Origin of the sequence: uncultured Thioclava sp. (genome assembly GCF_913064665.1) — a bacterium.
GTDB classification, from domain to species: domain Bacteria; phylum Pseudomonadota; class Alphaproteobacteria; order Rhodobacterales; family Rhodobacteraceae; genus Thioclava; species Thioclava arctica.
This window is the reverse complement of the sequence record NZ_CAJYBT010000035.1, coordinates 24,691-39,399: the sequence shown is the minus strand read 5'-3', so window position 1 is coordinate 39,399 and position 14,709 is coordinate 24,691. Positions and strand designations below refer to the sequence as shown.

Genomic DNA, 14,709 nt, shown 5'->3' with positions numbered 1-14,709 from the left:
ATTGGGCGGTGCGCGATGCGAGCCACAAGGTGAAGGTCATCCTGATGGTGTCGAATTTCGGCCATTGCCTGAATGATCTGCTCTATCGCTGGCGCATCGGCGCGCTGCCGATCGAGATCGTGGGCGTGGTGTCAAACCACCTGACCTATCAAAAGGTGGTGGTGAACCATGATTTGCCATTCCACCACATCAAGGTGACCAAGGAAAACAAACCCGAAGCCGAGGCGCGTCTGATTGAGGTGGTCGAGGAATCCGGAGCCGAACTGGTGGTTCTGGCGCGTTACATGCAGATCCTGTCGGATGCGCTGTGCCAGAAAATGTCGGGCCGCATCATCAACATCCACCACTCGTTCCTGCCCTCTTTCAAGGGCGCGAACCCCTATAAACAAGCCTATGAGCGTGGCGTGAAACTGATCGGGGCGACAGCGCATTACGTCACCGCCGATCTTGATGAAGGCCCGATTATCGAGCAAGACACCGTGCGCATCACACATGCGCAAAGCCCCGAGGATTACGTCAGCCTTGGCCGCGATGTCGAGGCGCAAGTCCTATCCCGCGCCATCCACGCCCATATCCACCACCGCGTTTTCATCAATGATAGCAAAACGGTGGTCTTCCCGGCATCGCCGGGGTCGTATGCGAGCGAGCGGATGGGGTGAGGTGCTGGCGCTGCAATATGTTGCGAGGTCAGCTTAGCGGACTTTATTGCCATTCGCTGCAACGGCTCGATCCCTGCCGCGACTGCGAGAGGTCTTGCCGGAAGGGCGGATAGCTGGCGTTTGCTGCGCTCTACACGAACGGCTGCGAAGCGCAGATTCTTACCGCACGAAGCATCCACGCGCCATCTTGTGCAAAAAAAAGATCCGTGTACCGTCCGTTCATGGTCGAACGAGAAAATCCGCAGACAGTTTGCAAGCAGTGCAGCCTTCAGATCCCGCAAGGCGCTAAGCTGTGCTCCCACTGTAGTTCATATCAGGATTGGCGGAGTTCTTTTTCGGTTTCCACGACCGTGCTTGCCCTAGCTACCGCGTTTGTTTCTGTAATCGGCCTTACCGGACCCACGATATTCAAGCTGTTTCACAGACCCTATTCCAAAGCTCGTTTGATCATGCCCGCGTTAGACGGAACGATTCTTCGAGTGGTGGCGGTCAACAGCGGTGATGCGCCAGCGACTCTAGCTGGCGCTCGGATGCATAGCAATTACCTCGCACCAGCCACGAAGGTTCGCCTGCGGAATGATGACGACGCAATAATTCCGCCCGGAAGCAAGCTCTTAACCTTCGACATAGTTCCACTCTTGGATGAGGACACGTCGTACAGGGACTCATTAGAAATCATGGGTTCGATCATCTCAAACAAAGATACGCCGAAGACTGACATAGTGATCGGACTGCAGCAGTCCGATGGCAGCCTCGGAATCCTGACGTTCGACATAGACGCAAATGACATGTTAAACCTCTTGCGGGCTAACGCAGATCGCTGTTCAGCGATCAAGGAGCCGAATTTTGTAAACGGATGTATCGGAGCGGGAAGTGGTCATTCGCTGCGGTAGCCACAAAGCGCTCCGAAGGGGCGGCACCGACGGCCCCTTCCCGCTGCACCTTCAAGATGTTGCTCAGGCGGCATAGGGTAATATGGGCTCAAACCAGCTGTTCCCTACGCTGAAACCTACCATCGGCCAAAAGCGAAGCTCGCCATTTTGCCCGTCCATCCAAACCAAAAAGGCGCCCCGCAGGGCGCCTTTTCGCATCTCTCAGACGTCAGATCATTCCATCGGCAGCGCTACAAAGCGGGGTTCGCCGCCGCGCCGGATCAGGAGCAGGATGGATTTGCGACCGGCATCTTTGGCCGCTGCAACCTGATCTTCGAAATCGCCCATCGAGGCGACCGGCTTTTGCCCGGCTTCGGTGATCAGATCGCCTGCGCGCAGGCCTTTTTCATAGGCGGTCGAGGTCTCGTCGATGGACTTGATGATCAGCCCCGAGGCCTCTTTGGTCAGGCCCATTTCGCTGCGCAACGCATCGGTCAGGGGCGTCAGGGTCAGGCCCAGCATGTCCTTCTCGACCTCTTGCGGGGCCTGCACGGCTTTGGGGGGCTGTTCGCCCTCGGCCAGCTCGCGCCGTCCCAAAGTGACCAGCAGAGTTTCGGTCTTGCCATCGCGCAGCACGGAGACGCGGACCTTTTCGCCTACGGGCGCATCGGCCACGCGCTTGACCAGATCGCGGGTGCTTTTCACCTCGCCGCCGTCAAACGAGGTGATCACGTCACCCGCCTCAATCCCGGCCTCTTTCGCGGGGCCATCGGGCACCTCGGACACCAGCGCGCCCTCGGGGGCGGGCAGGCCCATCGCCTCGGCCATGTCCGGCGTCACGTCTTGAATTTTAACACCAAGCCAACCGCGCCGTGTCTCACCGAATTCCTTGAGCTGATCGACGACTTTGGAGACCACATTCGAGGTCATCGAAAAGCCGATCCCGATCGAGCCGCCATTGGGCGACAGGATCGCGGTGTTCACGCCTACTACCTCGCCTTGCATGTCAAATAGGGGCCCGCCCGAGTTCCCCCGGTTGATCGCCGCGTCGGTTTGCAGATAGTCGTCATAGCTGCCCGACAATTCGCGATTGCGCGCCGAGATGATGCCCGCGCTGGCCGAAAACCCCTGACCCAGCGGGTTGCCCATCGCCATCACCCAATCGCCCACACGCACCTTGTCGCTATTGGCAAACTTGACGAAAGGCAGGGGCGTTTCGGAGGTCACCTTCAAAAGTGCGATATCGGTTTTGGGGTCTGTCCCGACAAGTTTCGCCTCAAGGCGCTTGCCCGAGAAAAACTCGATCTCGATCTCGTCGGCACCTTCGATCACATGGTTATTGGTGACGATATAGCCGTCTTCCGAGACCACGAAGCCTGATCCCAGTGCGTTGGAGCGGCGCGGACGTGCCGGGCCTTTCTTGCCATCAGGGCCGGGCAGGCCGAAATCCTTGAACAGATCCTCAAACGGAGAGCCGGGCGGGAAATTCGGGCCGACATTCGTCGGCGCTGCAACCGTGGTCGAGGTGGTGATGTTGACGACCGAATTGCTGACCTGATCGACCAGATCGGCAAAGCTTTCCGGGGCTGCGCGTGCATAGGCGGGGCCCGATAGCGGCGCCACAGCCAGAGCCAGCGCCAGCATCGCCGCGCCTATCCCCCCACGCAGAGCCATTCTGGTCTCGGTGACGAATTTCATAAGCCTCTCCCTGTTGCGCAGCGCTCATGAAAGCCGCGCGATTTGCTCTCGGTTTCTTGAAATGTAGGGTCGCAGGGGCGCGAAGGGAAGTTTTCCTTTTCCGGAAAATGCACCCTAGCCGTTAAAATCCGACGCCAAAGGCACGCAGCCCCCACAAGATCGCAACCCCAAAAGCCAGCGTTATCAACCCCAATGCGCGCCGCCGCGCAGGGCCGAGGTCGCGCAGAAATTCCAGCGCCTCCTCGATACGCGAAGGGGCCAGCGCAAGCGCCAGCCCCTCGATCACCAGAACCAGTCCAAGACCGGTCAATAGCCAGATCATCACTGACCCGCTGCGCCTTGTGCAACTGACGAGGCGGTTTTCTTGGAAACCTCCCCGATCGAACGCAGGAAGTCGTCATAGTTGAAGTAAAGGCTGTCGGGCTGCGTCACCAAAGACGAGCTTTGCGATTTCATCGACTCTGAATAAAATTGCAACGCGCGGTTAAAGGCAAAGAAGCTTTGATCCTTGGAGTAGGCATCCGCATAGATCTTGTTCGCGGTTGCATCGGCTTCCCCCCGGATCACCTCGGCCTCTTTTTGGGCCTGCGAAGTCACCTCGACCACGGTGCGGTCTGCGGTTGCACGCACGCGTTGAGCCGCCTCGGCACCACGGGCACGCTCGTCTGCGGCCTCGCGTTCACGTTCTGCCCGCATCCGGGCATAGGTGGCCGACAGGTTCTGATCGGGCAGGTCGGTGCGCGTCAGGCGCACGTCGATGACATCAACCCCCAGCGAGGCCGCCTCTTTGCGGGCCAAGTCGCGGATCTGGTTCATCAGCGGCGTGCGGTCTTTGGACAACACGGCCGTCGAGGGAACCGCACCAAGCACCTCACGAATTTTCGCGGTCAGCAGGCGATCAAGACGGTCGCGTGCGCCATCTTCACCACTGGTGCCCACAGCTTCGCGGAACCGCACCAGATCGGTGATGCGCCAGCGCGCAAACGCGTCCACCACAAGGCGACGATCATCAAGCGGCGTCACCTCAAGGGGTTGCGTGGTCAGGCTGAGGATACGGTCGTCATATTGCACGACCGTGTCGATCATCGGCCATTTGAAGCTGAGCCCCGGCTTGGTGATCACCTGTTTCACCTGCCCGAATTGCAGCACCAAAGCGCGATGTTTTTCATCCACTACGAAGAAAGAGTTCAGCCCCAGTGCCACGAGGATCACCAGAACACCGAATGCAAAAGGTCCACGCATTAGTTGCTCCCCCCGGTTGTCGTCGTCGTTTTGGCGGGGCTGGACGCGGTTGAACCAGCCGGACGCAGTTGATCAAGCGGCAGATAGGGCACTACGCCGTTTCCACCCGCCTTGGTATCTACGACGACTTTGTTGAGCCCGGACAACACCCGGCCCATCGTTTCGTAATACATCCGGCGCTTGGTCACTTCGGGCGCTTTTTCGTATTCCGTGAGGATCGAGTTAAAGCGCGCAGCGTCACCCTCGGCGGCGTTCACGATCTTGGCGCGATAGCCTTCGGCCTCTTCTTTAAGCTGAGCGGCCTCACCTCGGGCACCTGCAGTCACGGTGTTGGCGTATTTATCGGCCTCTTTTTCCAACCGGTCACGGACCTGTTGCGCGGCTTGCACCTCGCGGAAACTGTCGATCACCTCAGAGGGCGGATCGGCGCGGTTGAAGTTCACCCGCACGATGTTGATCCCCGCATCATAGCTATCAAGCGTGCCCTGAACAGCCGTTTGCAGATCGGCGGCAATCGCGCCACGGTCACGGTTCAGGACCGGCGCCAGTTGCGAACGCGCGATAATGTCGCGCATCGCGGATTCCGACACGGCGCGGATCGTGCCCTGCGGATCGGCGAGGTTGAACAGGTATTTCGCCGGATCGTTGATATTCCAGACCACCTGGAATTCCAGATCGACGATGTTCTGATCGCCCGTCAGCATCAGCCCGCTATCATTCGTGCCAGAGCGCCCCGAGCCGATATCGACCGTTTGCTCGCGCGTGACGGGCACCTTGGTGTAGGTGACGACCGGCCAAGGCGCAAAGTTCAGACCCGGCCCTTTGGTCGCGATGTAACGTCCAAACATCAGCTCGACCGAGCGGTTGCCCTGATTGACCTTATAAAACGAGGAGAACGCCCAAAACCCTGCGACCGCGATCACACCGACCAGAATGGCCAGTTTGGCCGGGAAGGGGCCGCCAGCGCCGCCGCCGGTGGGACGATTGGGGCGACCATTGCCGCCGCGTCCGCCCATCAGCACCTTAAGCTGTTCCGAGCCCTTGCGCATGAAGTCTTCGATTTCGGGAATTTGGCCGCCGCCCTCGCCGGGGCGTCGCTGTCCGGGCCGTTTGTTGTCTTGCGGCTCGTCGCGGTCGTCATCGCCGCCGCCACTGCCACCGCCGCCCCAGGGGCCTCCGTTGCTCATATGGTCCTCACCTTTCCGTTATCTCCCGGAACACTTGGGCATTCCGTTCGTGATTTCAATAATGACGTACCGGGTTACGCATAGTCACCAGTTCTTCGGCCATCGTGGGATGGACTGCGCAAGTTGCATCAAATTGTTCTTTGGTCGCGCCCATCTTCATCGCGATGGCGACCATCTGGATCATCTCGCCCGCATCGGGCGCGACAATATGACAGCCCAGCACCGCGCGGCTTTCGCGACACACGATCAGCTTCATCAGCACGCGGTCATCGGCCCCAGCAAACCCCGAGCGCATCGGTTTGAAGCTGGAGACATAGATCTCGGCCTGACCACGTTCGGCGGCCTCTTCCTCGGTGATGCCGCAGGTGCCGAACTCGGGTTGGGTGAACACGGCCGAGGCCACCAGTTCGTGATCCATATGTTTGGGTTTCGCGCCAAATACGGTATCGGCAAAGGCATGGCCCTCGCGGATCGCAACCGGCGTGAGGTTGATGCGGTTGGTCACATCGCCCACCGCGTAGATTGAGGGGATATTGGTTTGCGACCACTGATCCACGACGATCTCGCCGCGCTCGCCCAGGGTGACGCCCGCAGCTTCCAGGCCCAGCCCTTCGGTATTGGGCACGCGCCCCGTGGCGTAAAGCACCGCGTCAAAGCGCGTCTCGCGCCCATCGCCGCAGGTCACGATCAGCTCGTCGCCCTGCTTGGTGATTTCGGTGATCACCATATGCGTGTGAATATTGATCCCGCGTGCCGCCATCTGATCGACGATCAGATCGCGCGCCTCGGTATCAAAGCCGCGCAGCAGTGGCGAGCGGTTGAACTGCGTCACGCTCACGCCCAATCCATTCAGGATGCAGGCGAATTCGCACGCGATATAGCCCCCGCCCACGATCAGGATACGCTTGGGCAAGGCCGCCATCTTGAAGATATCGTTGGAGGTCATCACCAGATCGCTGCCGGGGAAGTCGGGCACAAAAGGCTGCCCGCCGGTCGCCACCAGAATATGCTTGGCCGAGACGGTACTGCCATCGGCGAGCGTCACCTCATGCGCACCCGATACCGTGGCGCGCTGATCGTAGACGGTCACGCCCGCGTTGGACTGGCCCTTGCGATAGATTGCCTCAAGACGGTCGAGTTCGTTATCCAGCTTGGTGCGAAACGCCATCCAGTCGAAATCGCCGCAGTGCGCGTCCCAGCCATAGGCGCGCGCCTCGCGGATTGCGCCGGGCGCGGTCGAAGCGAATACCATCAGCTTTTTGGGCACGCAGCCGCGGATCACACAGGTACCGCCCATCCGGTATTCCTCGGCCAACGCGACCTTGGCGCCGTATTCCGAAGCCGCAATACGCGCCGCGCGCACCCCGCCCGAGCCGCCACCGATGACGAAAAGATCATAGTCAAAATGCATCGAATCTATTGCCTTGTTTCCGTGTCATCGCGTTGTCGGCGCACTGTGATCGCAGATCTGCGCCGTGCCCGAACCATCGCGCCCGACCGCCGCTTACACAGGCGATCCGGCGGAAGGCTGGCGTGCTTCATTCCATATCGTGGAAGATGTTGTCATCCTCGGCGAAATCGACCTTCTCATTGGCGATGCTGCCATCGTTGATATCGCGGATCTCGACCTTACCATCAGAGCCGCCGATGATCACCATGTCGCAGATATCGATAAACAGCCCGTTTTCGACCACGCCCGGGATCTGGTTCAACACCAGCGCAATCTGGCGCGCATTGCCGATCCGGTTGAGATGCAGATCGACGATGTAATTGCCCTCATCGGTGACATAGGGCTGGCTGCCGTTCAGGCGCAGCGTGGTCTGCCGTCCCAGCACATCCATCGATTCCAGCAATTCCTCGATCAAGGCGCGCGAGGTTTGCCAGCCAAAGGGGATCACCTCAACGGGCAGCGGGAAGGCGCCCAGATGGTTCACCTCTTTCGAAGCATCGGTGATCACCACCATCTGATCGGACGCGGTCGCCACGATCTTTTCTTGCAACAACGCCCCGCCGCCGCCTTTGATCAGGTTCAATTCGCGGTCGAACTCATCGGCACCGTCGATCGTGATATCAAGCCATTTCGCCTCATCGAGCGACACTACGTCAATGCCCACCTGACGCGCCAGATCGGCGGTGCGCGTTGAGGTTGGCACGCCTTGCAGGCGCAGCCCCTCTTGGCGCACGCGTTCGCCCAGACAACGCACCATCCAAGCGGCGGTTGATCCGGTTCCCATGCCCACGCGCATTCCGTCTTCGATCAGGTCAACGGCGCGGCGGGCGGCGGCGAATTTCGCCTTATCGATAGGGGAGAGGTCGGCAGGCATCGGTCACTCCATTATAGGGTATTTGCACTGCTTATAGGCAATCGCGCCAAGCGGTGCGAGCGCGAATTGACCCCCTGCGGCGTTTCGCAAGGGGCGCGCGCATCAGGCGCGCAGCAACTTTGCCAGCCCGCCGCGTCGCTTGGACAGACGACATGCATGACCGGGGGGCAAAATTGCGCGCGCGGGCAGGGCGGATTGCGGGTTTTTTTGCGCAAGCGCTGCGCAGCCTGATCGCCTTGCTTGTCTCGATGCCGCGCAGCACTTGCGGGCCGGGCATCAGGATTTCGGCGCGTACCCCTTGGGCAAAGTTGATCTCGGGGTGATCAAAGAGAAAGTGTAGTCATTCGATGCCGGGGGGCGCGAAGCTGGTATTGCCCTCAGCGCTCGTGTCCGCAGTGGCGTCGGGCGCAGACGGATCTGTGCCTGAAATCGGCATCATTCCCCCGAATTGATCGCCTCGAACATTCCCCAAATTGGTGAAAATCGCGTCAGCCATGCCTATTTTCTCGCTGCAAACGTCGCTTTGGGGCTGTTACGGCAGGGGCAAACCCGGCACTCTGCGGGCGTGGGGTCAACCGGGCAGGGAGAGCGGATGTTTCTCAGCGTTTTTGATATGTTCAAGATCGGCGTCGGGCCGTCTTCGTCGCATACGATGGGGCCGATGGTGGCGGGTGCGCGGTTTCTCGATACGTTGCGCAGCTCGCCCTTTGTGGCGCATGGGCTGCGGGTGCGGCTGCATGGCTCACTGGCGTTTACCGGCAAGGGCCATGCGACTGATCGCGCCAGCATCCTTGGCCTCGCAGGCTTTGCCCCCGAGGACTATGATCGCGACGCCGCCGATGCAGCGTTGGCAGCCAATGCACGCGACAAGCGGCTCTGCCCGCCCGGTTTGGCACCGATGGTGTTTGATCCTGAAACCGATCTGATTTTCGATTATGGCCCGCCACTGCCAGCGCATGCCAATGGCATGGTGATATCGGCGCTGGATGCGCAGGGTGATGTGGTCCTGCAAGAGGTCTATTATTCGATCGGCGGCGGGTTTGTGCGCACCCAAGCCGAGCTGGACGCAGTCACCGATGCCGCGCGCGATGCCCCCTCGCCCGTGCCCTTCCCGTTTCGCACCGCCGAAGAAATGCTGGCGATGGCGCAAAGCTCGGGACTGTCCATCGCGCAGATGAAACGCCGTAATGAGCTGCGCTTTCGCGATGTGGCGACGTTGGATGCGGGGCTTGCCAAGATCTGGGCCGCGATGCGCGATTGCATGGAGCGCGGGCTGACCACCGACGGCGAGTTGCCCGGTGGATTGCACGTCAAGCGCCGCGCCCGCGCGATCCATGAAAGCCTGCGCGTGGATTGGGGGCGCAACCTGACCCCGCCGCATCAGATCAATGACTGGATTTCGGCCTATGCGATGGCGGTGAACGAGGAAAACGCCGCCGGTGGGCAGGTGGTGACTGCTCCCACCAATGGCGCGGCGGGGGTGGTGCCTGCGGTGATTCGCTATTGGCTTGATCATGTGCCCTCGGCCAGCGCTGCGAAAATTCCCGATTTTCTGCTGACGGCGGCGGCGGTGGGCGGCTTGATCAAGACCAACGCGTCAATCTCGGGTGCGGAATGCGGCTGTCAGGCCGAGGTTGGATCGGCGGCGGCCATGGCCGCAGCGGGGATGGCGGCGGTTCTGGGCGGCACGCCTGCGCAGATCGAGAATGCTGCCGAGATCGCGTTGGAGCATCATCTGGGCATGACCTGCGATCCGGTCAAAGGGCTGGTGCAAGTGCCCTGCATCGAGCGCAACGGTCTGGGCGCGATCAAGGCGATTTCGGCCGCGAGCCTTGCGTTACGCGGTGACGGGACGCATTTCGTGCCCCTCGATGCCGCGATTGAAACCATGCGCCAGACCGGGCGCGACATGCATGAACATTACAAGGAAACCAGCCTTGGCGGTTTGGCCGTGAACGTACCGAACTGCTGACCCCTAGCGCTGCAAAATCAGCTTGCCGCGCGAGAATTCAACTTTCGCAAAGCGCGTCAGATAGGTCATTCCCAACAGCGAAGTGTCCATCTGCCCGCGATTGACCACTGCGCGCAGGTTCTGGTCGTGGATCGGCCCCAGATCGAAGCTGTCGATGCGGATCGGCGCGGTCGCCACGACCCCGTTCGCGGTTGAGGCCTGCCCGATATAGGCCAGCCCGTTGGTGTCGATGCCCGCCCGCGCGGCATCCTTTTGCGTCAGCACGATCTGGCTGGCCCCGGTATCGACCACAAAGCGGATCGGCGTGCCATTGACCCCGGCGGTCAGGTAATAATGACCATCGGGGGCTTGGTTGACCTCAATTTTGCCATCGGTCATCACCGCTTGTTCGGGGATCACCACTTGGCGCTGGATATCCGACCACAGGCCCACCGCCGCCAGCGTGCCCAGAAAGATCAGCCCCCAGATCGCGGCTTGTTGCAGGGTACGCCCGGGACGGCGGCGAATTTCCAAGGCGAAATAGCCGCCTACAGCGATAAACAGCAGGCCAAGATAGACCAGCCTGCCCCAATTTTCGGTTATGATCGACTCTACCACGCGGGCCTCGTTACGCTACTCGCCTAGGACAAGATGTAGGGCGGCTGCACTCGAATTCACAGAGGGCGCTTTGCCTCAGCCCGCAAGGCCCATCAAGCCCGCACCGCGCAAACCGTCCAGAATGAATTGCACCGCTAAGGCCGCCAGCAACATCCCCAGCAAGCGCGTGACCACCATCGTGCCGGTGCGCCCCAGCATTCGCTCAATCGGCGAGGCGAGCAGGAACATTGCCATCATGCAGGCCAGAACCGCATACATCACACCAATAATTGCACCGACATGCAGCCAGTCAGCGCCCGGCTTGCCCGCCAGCAGGATCATCGTGGCCAAGGCACCGGGGCCTGCGATCAGCGGTGTGGCGAGCGGGAAGACCGAGGGGTCGTGATCGGGCTCGACCTCGTGCTCCTCGCCCTGCTGCTCGCGCCGTTTGGTGCGCCGCTCAAACAGCATGTCCAGCGCGGTCAGGAACAGCAAAATGCCGCCGCCGATGCGAAAGGCGGGCATCGAGATGCCAATCCCGGCCAAAATCTTGTCGCCAAAGATCCCGAACAAGGTCAGCAACCCACCCCCGATCAGCACCGCGCGGATTGCCACGCGCATCCGGGCCTTGTGGCTTTCTCCCAGCGTGAGGGCCACGAAGACCGGCGTGAGACCGATCGGGTCGATGATGACGAAAAGGGTCACGAAAGCGGTGATATATTCGGCGCCTGACACGATCCCTCCGGGGTTTTGTCCTCAGCGCGACCCTAGCCGTTCGCCTTATCTCCCGCCAGCCCTTCCGCCGCGTCTTGCGGGCGGGGCGGGGGCAGGGCGGCGCGGATCTTGGCGGCCAGACTGGCGGCCCCGGCGGCGAGGCGCGGATCGTCCACCTGCTCGGCCAGATCCAGAAGATGCGCCAGCGCGCTTTGCTCTTCATCGGTCAGCACAAGCGCGGGCAGCGCCACCGCACGGCGCAGAATATAGCCCACGCCGCGCTCGCCCTCGACGGGCACGCCATAGGCCGAGATTTCGGCCATGTCGCGCCAGATCGTGCGCTCGGAGACGCTGAGGTGCCCCGCCAGATCGCGCGCGCGATGCATCTTGCCATCGCGCAGGATCGCGATGATCTGTTGCAGCCGCTCGTCGCGCGTCATGGCCATTTCGCTGCGTTCCTGTGTGATCTTGGGCGCGATGAGCCTAGCGCCCCCGAGGGCAACTGACAATGAACTGTCAGTAATCTGCGCCAAGACAGTGCTCATAGGGCGAATCTCTCTAGGATTGGGGCGCGCATGGTCATAAATACTTCCCTTGAACGAAGAACGCAGGCGGCGGGTCTGCGCTCGAGGGGAGAAAACAATGCTTAACAATATCGGCCTACCCGGCCTTCTGCTGATCGCTGTTGTGGTGCTGGTCCTGTTCGGGCGCGGCAAGATCTCGTCGTTGATGGGCGAGGTCGGCAAGGGCATCACGTCCTTCAAGAAGGGCGTCAAAGAGGGCACCGACGAGATCGAGACTGCCTCGCTTGAAGACGAGACCGAGGCGCGCGACATCACGCCGAAAAAAGAAAAAGACAAGGTCTGAGGTCTGATTGCGCATCATGCCGCGCGGCGTGATGCACCCGTGAACCGCTGACCGGAGGGTCTGATTTCGCATGCTCGATATCGGTTGGAGTGAACTTCTGCTGATTGGCGTCGTGGCGCTGATCGTGGTGGGTCCCAAGGACTTGCCCAAGATGTTTCATCAGCTTGGACGGATGACCGCCAAGGCCAAGGCCATGGCGCGCGAGTTCTCCTCGGCGATGGAGGATGCGGCCAAGGATAGCGGTCTGGATGAAGCGGCCAATTCGGTGCGCGATCTCAAAAAGCTGACCTCGAAAAAGTCGCTTGGGCTGGATGCGCTGGAAAAGGCTGCTGACAGTTTTGAGAAATGGGAGCCCAAAGGGCCCGGCGCAGCCAAACCCAATACGCTGCAGCCCGATCCCGAGGCCACGCCGCCCAAGCCCGCGCCCGCAAGCGCCGCAAAATCGGCGGCGAAGAAGCCAGCAGCGAAGAAACCTGCTGCCAAATCGGCTGCGACGGCGAAAGCCGCACCCAAAGCCCCGGCAGCGAAAGCCGCAAGTGCCAAGAAAGCGCCTGCAAAGACCGCCGCCAAATCCGCGCCTAAATCAACGCCCAAAGCAACGGCGGCGAAGACATCTGCCAGCGCACGCAAGACCGCAGCGGCCAAACCCGCGCCCAAGAAAGATGACGCATGAGCGACCCCGATGACATGGAGCAAAGCGCTGCGCCGCTGATTGAGCACCTCGCGGAACTGCGCACCCGGATCCTGTATTCGCTGGGCGCGTTCGTGGTGGCAATGGTGGTCTGCTACACGGTGTGGAACCCGATTTTCAACTTTCTCACTCGCCCGGTCTGCCACGCGCTGTCCTCTCGCGGAGAGCAATGCGGGCTCTATCTGATCAAGCTGCAAGAAGGCTTCTTCGTCGCGATCAACATCTCTTTCTTGGGTGGGTTCGCGCTGTCTTTCCCGATCATCGCCTATCAGATGTGGCGCTTTGTGGCGCCGGGTCTTTATAAGAATGAAAAGAACGCGTTCCTGCCGTTCCTGGTTGCCTCGCCAATCATGTTTTTCCTCGGCGCGGCTTTCGCCTATTACGTGATCTTGCCGCTGGCGTTCAATTTCTTCCTTGGCTTTCAGCAAGGTGATATGGCCGCGCATCAAGGCAGCAATGAGATGGCCGCGATCGGCTTTCAGGGCTCGGTGCAGGAATATCTCAATCTGACGATCAAATTCGTGATGGCCTTTGGCATCTGTTTCCAGCTGCCAGTGTTGCTGTCGCTGATGGGCAAGGCGGGGCTGGTGTCTTCAGCGGGCCTTGGCAATATGCGCAAATATGCCGTCGTCGCGATCCTGATCGTGGCCGCGATTGCCACACCGCCCGATGTCGTCAGCCAAGTGATCTTGTTCACCGTGGTCTATGGTCTCTATGAGATTTCGATCCAGCTGGTGAAGCGGATTGAAAAGACCCGTGAGGCCCGGATGCGCGCCGAAGGCACATGGATCGACCCCGAAGAATGGGACGAAGATGAAGACGAGGGCGAAGACGAGGGGCGTTCATGAGCGATGATGCGATTGGCCGGATTGCCGAGGCGCTGGAACGACTTGCCCCCGCGCCGCAACCCGCCCCGGATATGACCTGCGCCGATGCCTTCATCTGGCACACCGCGCCTGACCGGCTGGAATCTGTCGCGCAGGTCTCGCGGGTCGATCTGGGGCTGTTGCACGGGATCGATCGATCGCGCGACACGCTATTGGCCAATACGCTGCAATTTGCGCGCGGATCGGCGGCCAATAATGCGCTGCTCTGGGGCGCACGCGGAATGGGGAAATCCTCACTGGTGAAGGCGGCGCATGCGGCGGCGGTGGCCGAAGGCTTGCCGCTCAAGCTGGTGGAACTGGCGCGCGAGGATCTGCCCTCGGTCGGGCGGCTGCTGGCGCATCTGCGCGCTGAACCCGATCTGCGCTTCGTGCTGTTTTGCGATGACCTGAGCTTTAGCCATGACGATCAGCATTACAAATCGCTCAAGGCGGTTCTGGATGGCGGGATCGAGGGGCGGCCAGCCAATGTGATCCTTTACGCGACCTCGAACCGGCGTCACCTGATGCCGCGCGACATGATCGAAAACGAACGCTCCACCGCGATCAACCCCTCCGAGGCGGTCGAGGAAAAAGTGTCGCTTTCGGATCGTTTCGGGCTGTGGCTGGGCTTTCACCCCTGTTCGCAAGATGAGTATCTGGCGATGATCGCGGGCTATTGCGCGGCCTACGGGGTGCAGATTGACGCCGAAACCTTGCGCGCCGAGGCAATCGAATGGCAGGCGACGCGCGGGTCACGCTCGGGTCGCGTGGCGTGGCAATATTTTACCGATCTCGCCGGACGCCAAGGTATCGCGATCTGATTGCGACCGAACAGGGGGGCGCTGCCCCTCTTTGCTGCGCAAATTCACCCCGGGATATTTCGGGAATTTGGAAGCCAAACTTTTCTTCGCTTCCAAATTCTCAAAATATCCCGGGGGAGTCTCGTGTAACGAGACGGGGGCAGCGCCCCCCTTGCGGCGGCTTGCGGGTCGCATTAGCCTTTCGTCAAAGCGGCAAGTGCTGCACCCACAAAGCCCTCGG

16 protein-coding genes are annotated in these 14,709 nt (G+C 60.8%); 6 read left to right on the top strand and 10 right to left on the bottom strand.

From position 1 onward, the window contains the following. Positions 1-659: formyltetrahydrofolate deformylase (locus tag QZ571_RS14030; RefSeq protein WP_295536085.1), on the top strand; the 659-nt coding region annotated here is incomplete at its 5' end. 1,106 nt (positions 660-1,765) lie between these two features. Here QZ571_RS14030 and QZ571_RS14025 read toward each other — a convergent pair. From QZ571_RS14025 to QZ571_RS13995, 7 genes are all read right to left on the bottom strand, one after another. Further along, on the bottom strand, positions 1,766-3,175 hold the full coding sequence (locus QZ571_RS14025) for a DegQ family serine endoprotease (protein WP_295536089.1): 1,410 nt from the start codon (positions 3,173-3,175) through the stop codon (positions 1,766-1,768). A 175-nt stretch (positions 3,176-3,350) separates the two neighbouring features. Next, on the bottom strand, positions 3,351-3,551 hold the full coding sequence (locus tag QZ571_RS14020; RefSeq protein WP_295536083.1) for a DUF2065 family protein: 201 nt from the start codon (positions 3,549-3,551) through the stop codon (positions 3,351-3,353). Beyond that, positions 3,551-4,471: a protease modulator HflC gene (locus tag QZ571_RS14015; RefSeq protein WP_295536081.1), complete on the bottom strand. Its 921-nt coding sequence runs from the start codon at positions 4,469-4,471 to the stop codon at positions 3,551-3,553. Before QZ571_RS14015 ends, QZ571_RS14020 begins: the two co-directional genes overlap by 1 nt. Further along, positions 4,471-5,658 carry an FtsH protease activity modulator HflK gene (hflK, locus tag QZ571_RS14010; RefSeq protein ID WP_295536079.1) on the bottom strand — a complete coding sequence of 396 codons (1,188 nt, stop codon included), beginning with the start codon at positions 5,656-5,658 and terminating at the stop codon, positions 4,471-4,473. The genes QZ571_RS14015 and hflK overlap by 1 nt, the downstream gene beginning before the upstream one ends. Positions 5,659-5,713: 55 nt before the next feature. Beyond that, the gene (gene gor / locus QZ571_RS14005; RefSeq protein ID WP_295536076.1) at positions 5,714-7,069 is read right to left on the bottom strand and encodes a glutathione-disulfide reductase; all 1,356 of its coding nucleotides are present in this window, start codon (positions 7,067-7,069) and stop codon (positions 5,714-5,716) included. A gap of 127 nt (positions 7,070-7,196) precedes the next feature. Next, complete coding sequence (rpiA, locus tag QZ571_RS14000; RefSeq protein WP_295536073.1) at positions 7,197-7,982, bottom strand: ribose-5-phosphate isomerase RpiA; 786 nt, start codon at positions 7,980-7,982, stop codon at positions 7,197-7,199. Positions 7,983-8,322: 340 nt separating this feature from the next. After that, on the bottom strand, positions 8,323-8,478 hold the full coding sequence (locus tag QZ571_RS13995) for a hypothetical protein (RefSeq protein ID WP_295536070.1): 156 nt from the start codon (positions 8,476-8,478) through the stop codon (positions 8,323-8,325). A gap of 96 nt (positions 8,479-8,574) precedes the next feature. On the opposite strand from QZ571_RS13995, the gene QZ571_RS13990 reads away from it, so the two are divergent. Then, a complete protein-coding gene (locus tag QZ571_RS13990) occupies positions 8,575-9,954 on the top strand; it encodes an L-serine ammonia-lyase (protein ID WP_295536067.1) in 1,380 nt (459 codons plus the stop codon). 3 nt (positions 9,955-9,957) lie between these two features. Here QZ571_RS13990 and QZ571_RS13985 read toward each other — a convergent pair whose 3' ends face one another. The 3 genes from QZ571_RS13985 to QZ571_RS13975 form a co-directional block, all read right to left on the bottom strand. Next, positions 9,958-10,551 carry a TIGR02281 family clan AA aspartic protease gene (locus QZ571_RS13985; RefSeq protein WP_295536065.1) on the bottom strand — a complete coding sequence of 198 codons (594 nt, stop codon included), beginning with the start codon at positions 10,549-10,551 and terminating at the stop codon, positions 9,958-9,960. A gap of 75 nt (positions 10,552-10,626) precedes the next feature. Next, the gene (locus QZ571_RS13980) at positions 10,627-11,265 is read right to left on the bottom strand and encodes a MarC family protein (protein ID WP_295536062.1); all 639 of its coding nucleotides are present in this window, start codon (positions 11,263-11,265) and stop codon (positions 10,627-10,629) included. 32 nt (positions 11,266-11,297) lie between these two features. Further along, positions 11,298-11,789: an HTH domain-containing protein gene (locus QZ571_RS13975; RefSeq protein ID WP_295536059.1), complete on the bottom strand. Its 492-nt coding sequence runs from the start codon at positions 11,787-11,789 to the stop codon at positions 11,298-11,300. A 97-nt stretch (positions 11,790-11,886) separates the two neighbouring features. Between QZ571_RS13975 and tatA the strand changes: the two genes are divergently transcribed. From tatA to QZ571_RS13955, 4 genes are all read left to right on the top strand, one after another. Further along, positions 11,887-12,111 carry a twin-arginine translocase TatA/TatE family subunit gene (tatA, locus tag QZ571_RS13970; RefSeq protein WP_295536056.1) on the top strand — a complete coding sequence of 75 codons (225 nt, stop codon included), beginning with the start codon at positions 11,887-11,889 and terminating at the stop codon, positions 12,109-12,111. A gap of 70 nt (positions 12,112-12,181) precedes the next feature. Beyond that, entirely contained in the window at positions 12,182-12,784 is a 603-nt protein-coding gene (tatB, locus tag QZ571_RS13965) for a Sec-independent protein translocase protein TatB (protein ID WP_295536053.1), read from the top strand. Further along, on the top strand, positions 12,781-13,650 hold the full coding sequence (gene tatC, locus QZ571_RS13960; protein ID WP_295536050.1) for a twin-arginine translocase subunit TatC: 870 nt from the start codon (positions 12,781-12,783) through the stop codon (positions 13,648-13,650). Before tatB ends, tatC begins: the two co-directional genes overlap by 4 nt. Beyond that, positions 13,647-14,489 carry an ATP-binding protein gene (locus QZ571_RS13955; RefSeq protein WP_295536047.1) on the top strand — a complete coding sequence of 281 codons (843 nt, stop codon included), beginning with the start codon at positions 13,647-13,649 and terminating at the stop codon, positions 14,487-14,489. The genes tatC and QZ571_RS13955 overlap by 4 nt, the downstream gene beginning before the upstream one ends. Positions 14,490-14,709: the final 220 nt, after the last annotated feature.

Coding starts and splice junctions, on each gene's coding strand:
- tatC (WP_295536050.1), top strand. CDS start 12,781: ATGAGCGACCCCGATGACATGGAGCAAAGCGCTGCGCCGCTGATTGAG.
- QZ571_RS13975 (WP_295536059.1), bottom strand. CDS start 11,789: ATGAGCACTGTCTTGGCGCAGATTACTGACAGTTCATTGTCAGTTGCC.
- QZ571_RS13990 (WP_295536067.1), top strand. CDS start 8,575: ATGTTTCTCAGCGTTTTTGATATGTTCAAGATCGGCGTCGGGCCGTCT.
- tatB (WP_295536053.1), top strand. CDS start 12,182: ATGCTCGATATCGGTTGGAGTGAACTTCTGCTGATTGGCGTCGTGGCG.
- QZ571_RS14025 (WP_295536089.1), bottom strand. CDS start 3,175: ATGCTGGCGCTGGCTCTGGCTGTGGCGCCGCTATCGGGCCCCGCCTAT.
- hflK (WP_295536079.1), bottom strand. CDS start 5,658: ATGAGCAACGGAGGCCCCTGGGGCGGCGGTGGCAGTGGCGGCGGCGAT.
- rpiA (WP_295536073.1), bottom strand. CDS start 7,982: ATGCCTGCCGACCTCTCCCCTATCGATAAGGCGAAATTCGCCGCCGCC.
- QZ571_RS14015 (WP_295536081.1), bottom strand. CDS start 4,471: ATGCGTGGACCTTTTGCATTCGGTGTTCTGGTGATCCTCGTGGCACTG.
- gor (WP_295536076.1), bottom strand. CDS start 7,069: ATGCATTTTGACTATGATCTTTTCGTCATCGGTGGCGGCTCGGGCGGG.
- tatA (WP_295536056.1), top strand. CDS start 11,887: ATGCTTAACAATATCGGCCTACCCGGCCTTCTGCTGATCGCTGTTGTG.
- QZ571_RS14020 (WP_295536083.1), bottom strand. CDS start 3,551: ATGATCTGGCTATTGACCGGTCTTGGACTGGTTCTGGTGATCGAGGGG.
- QZ571_RS13995 (WP_295536070.1), bottom strand. CDS start 8,478: ATGGCTGACGCGATTTTCACCAATTTGGGGAATGTTCGAGGCGATCAA.
- QZ571_RS13955 (WP_295536047.1), top strand. CDS start 13,647: ATGAGCGATGATGCGATTGGCCGGATTGCCGAGGCGCTGGAACGACTT.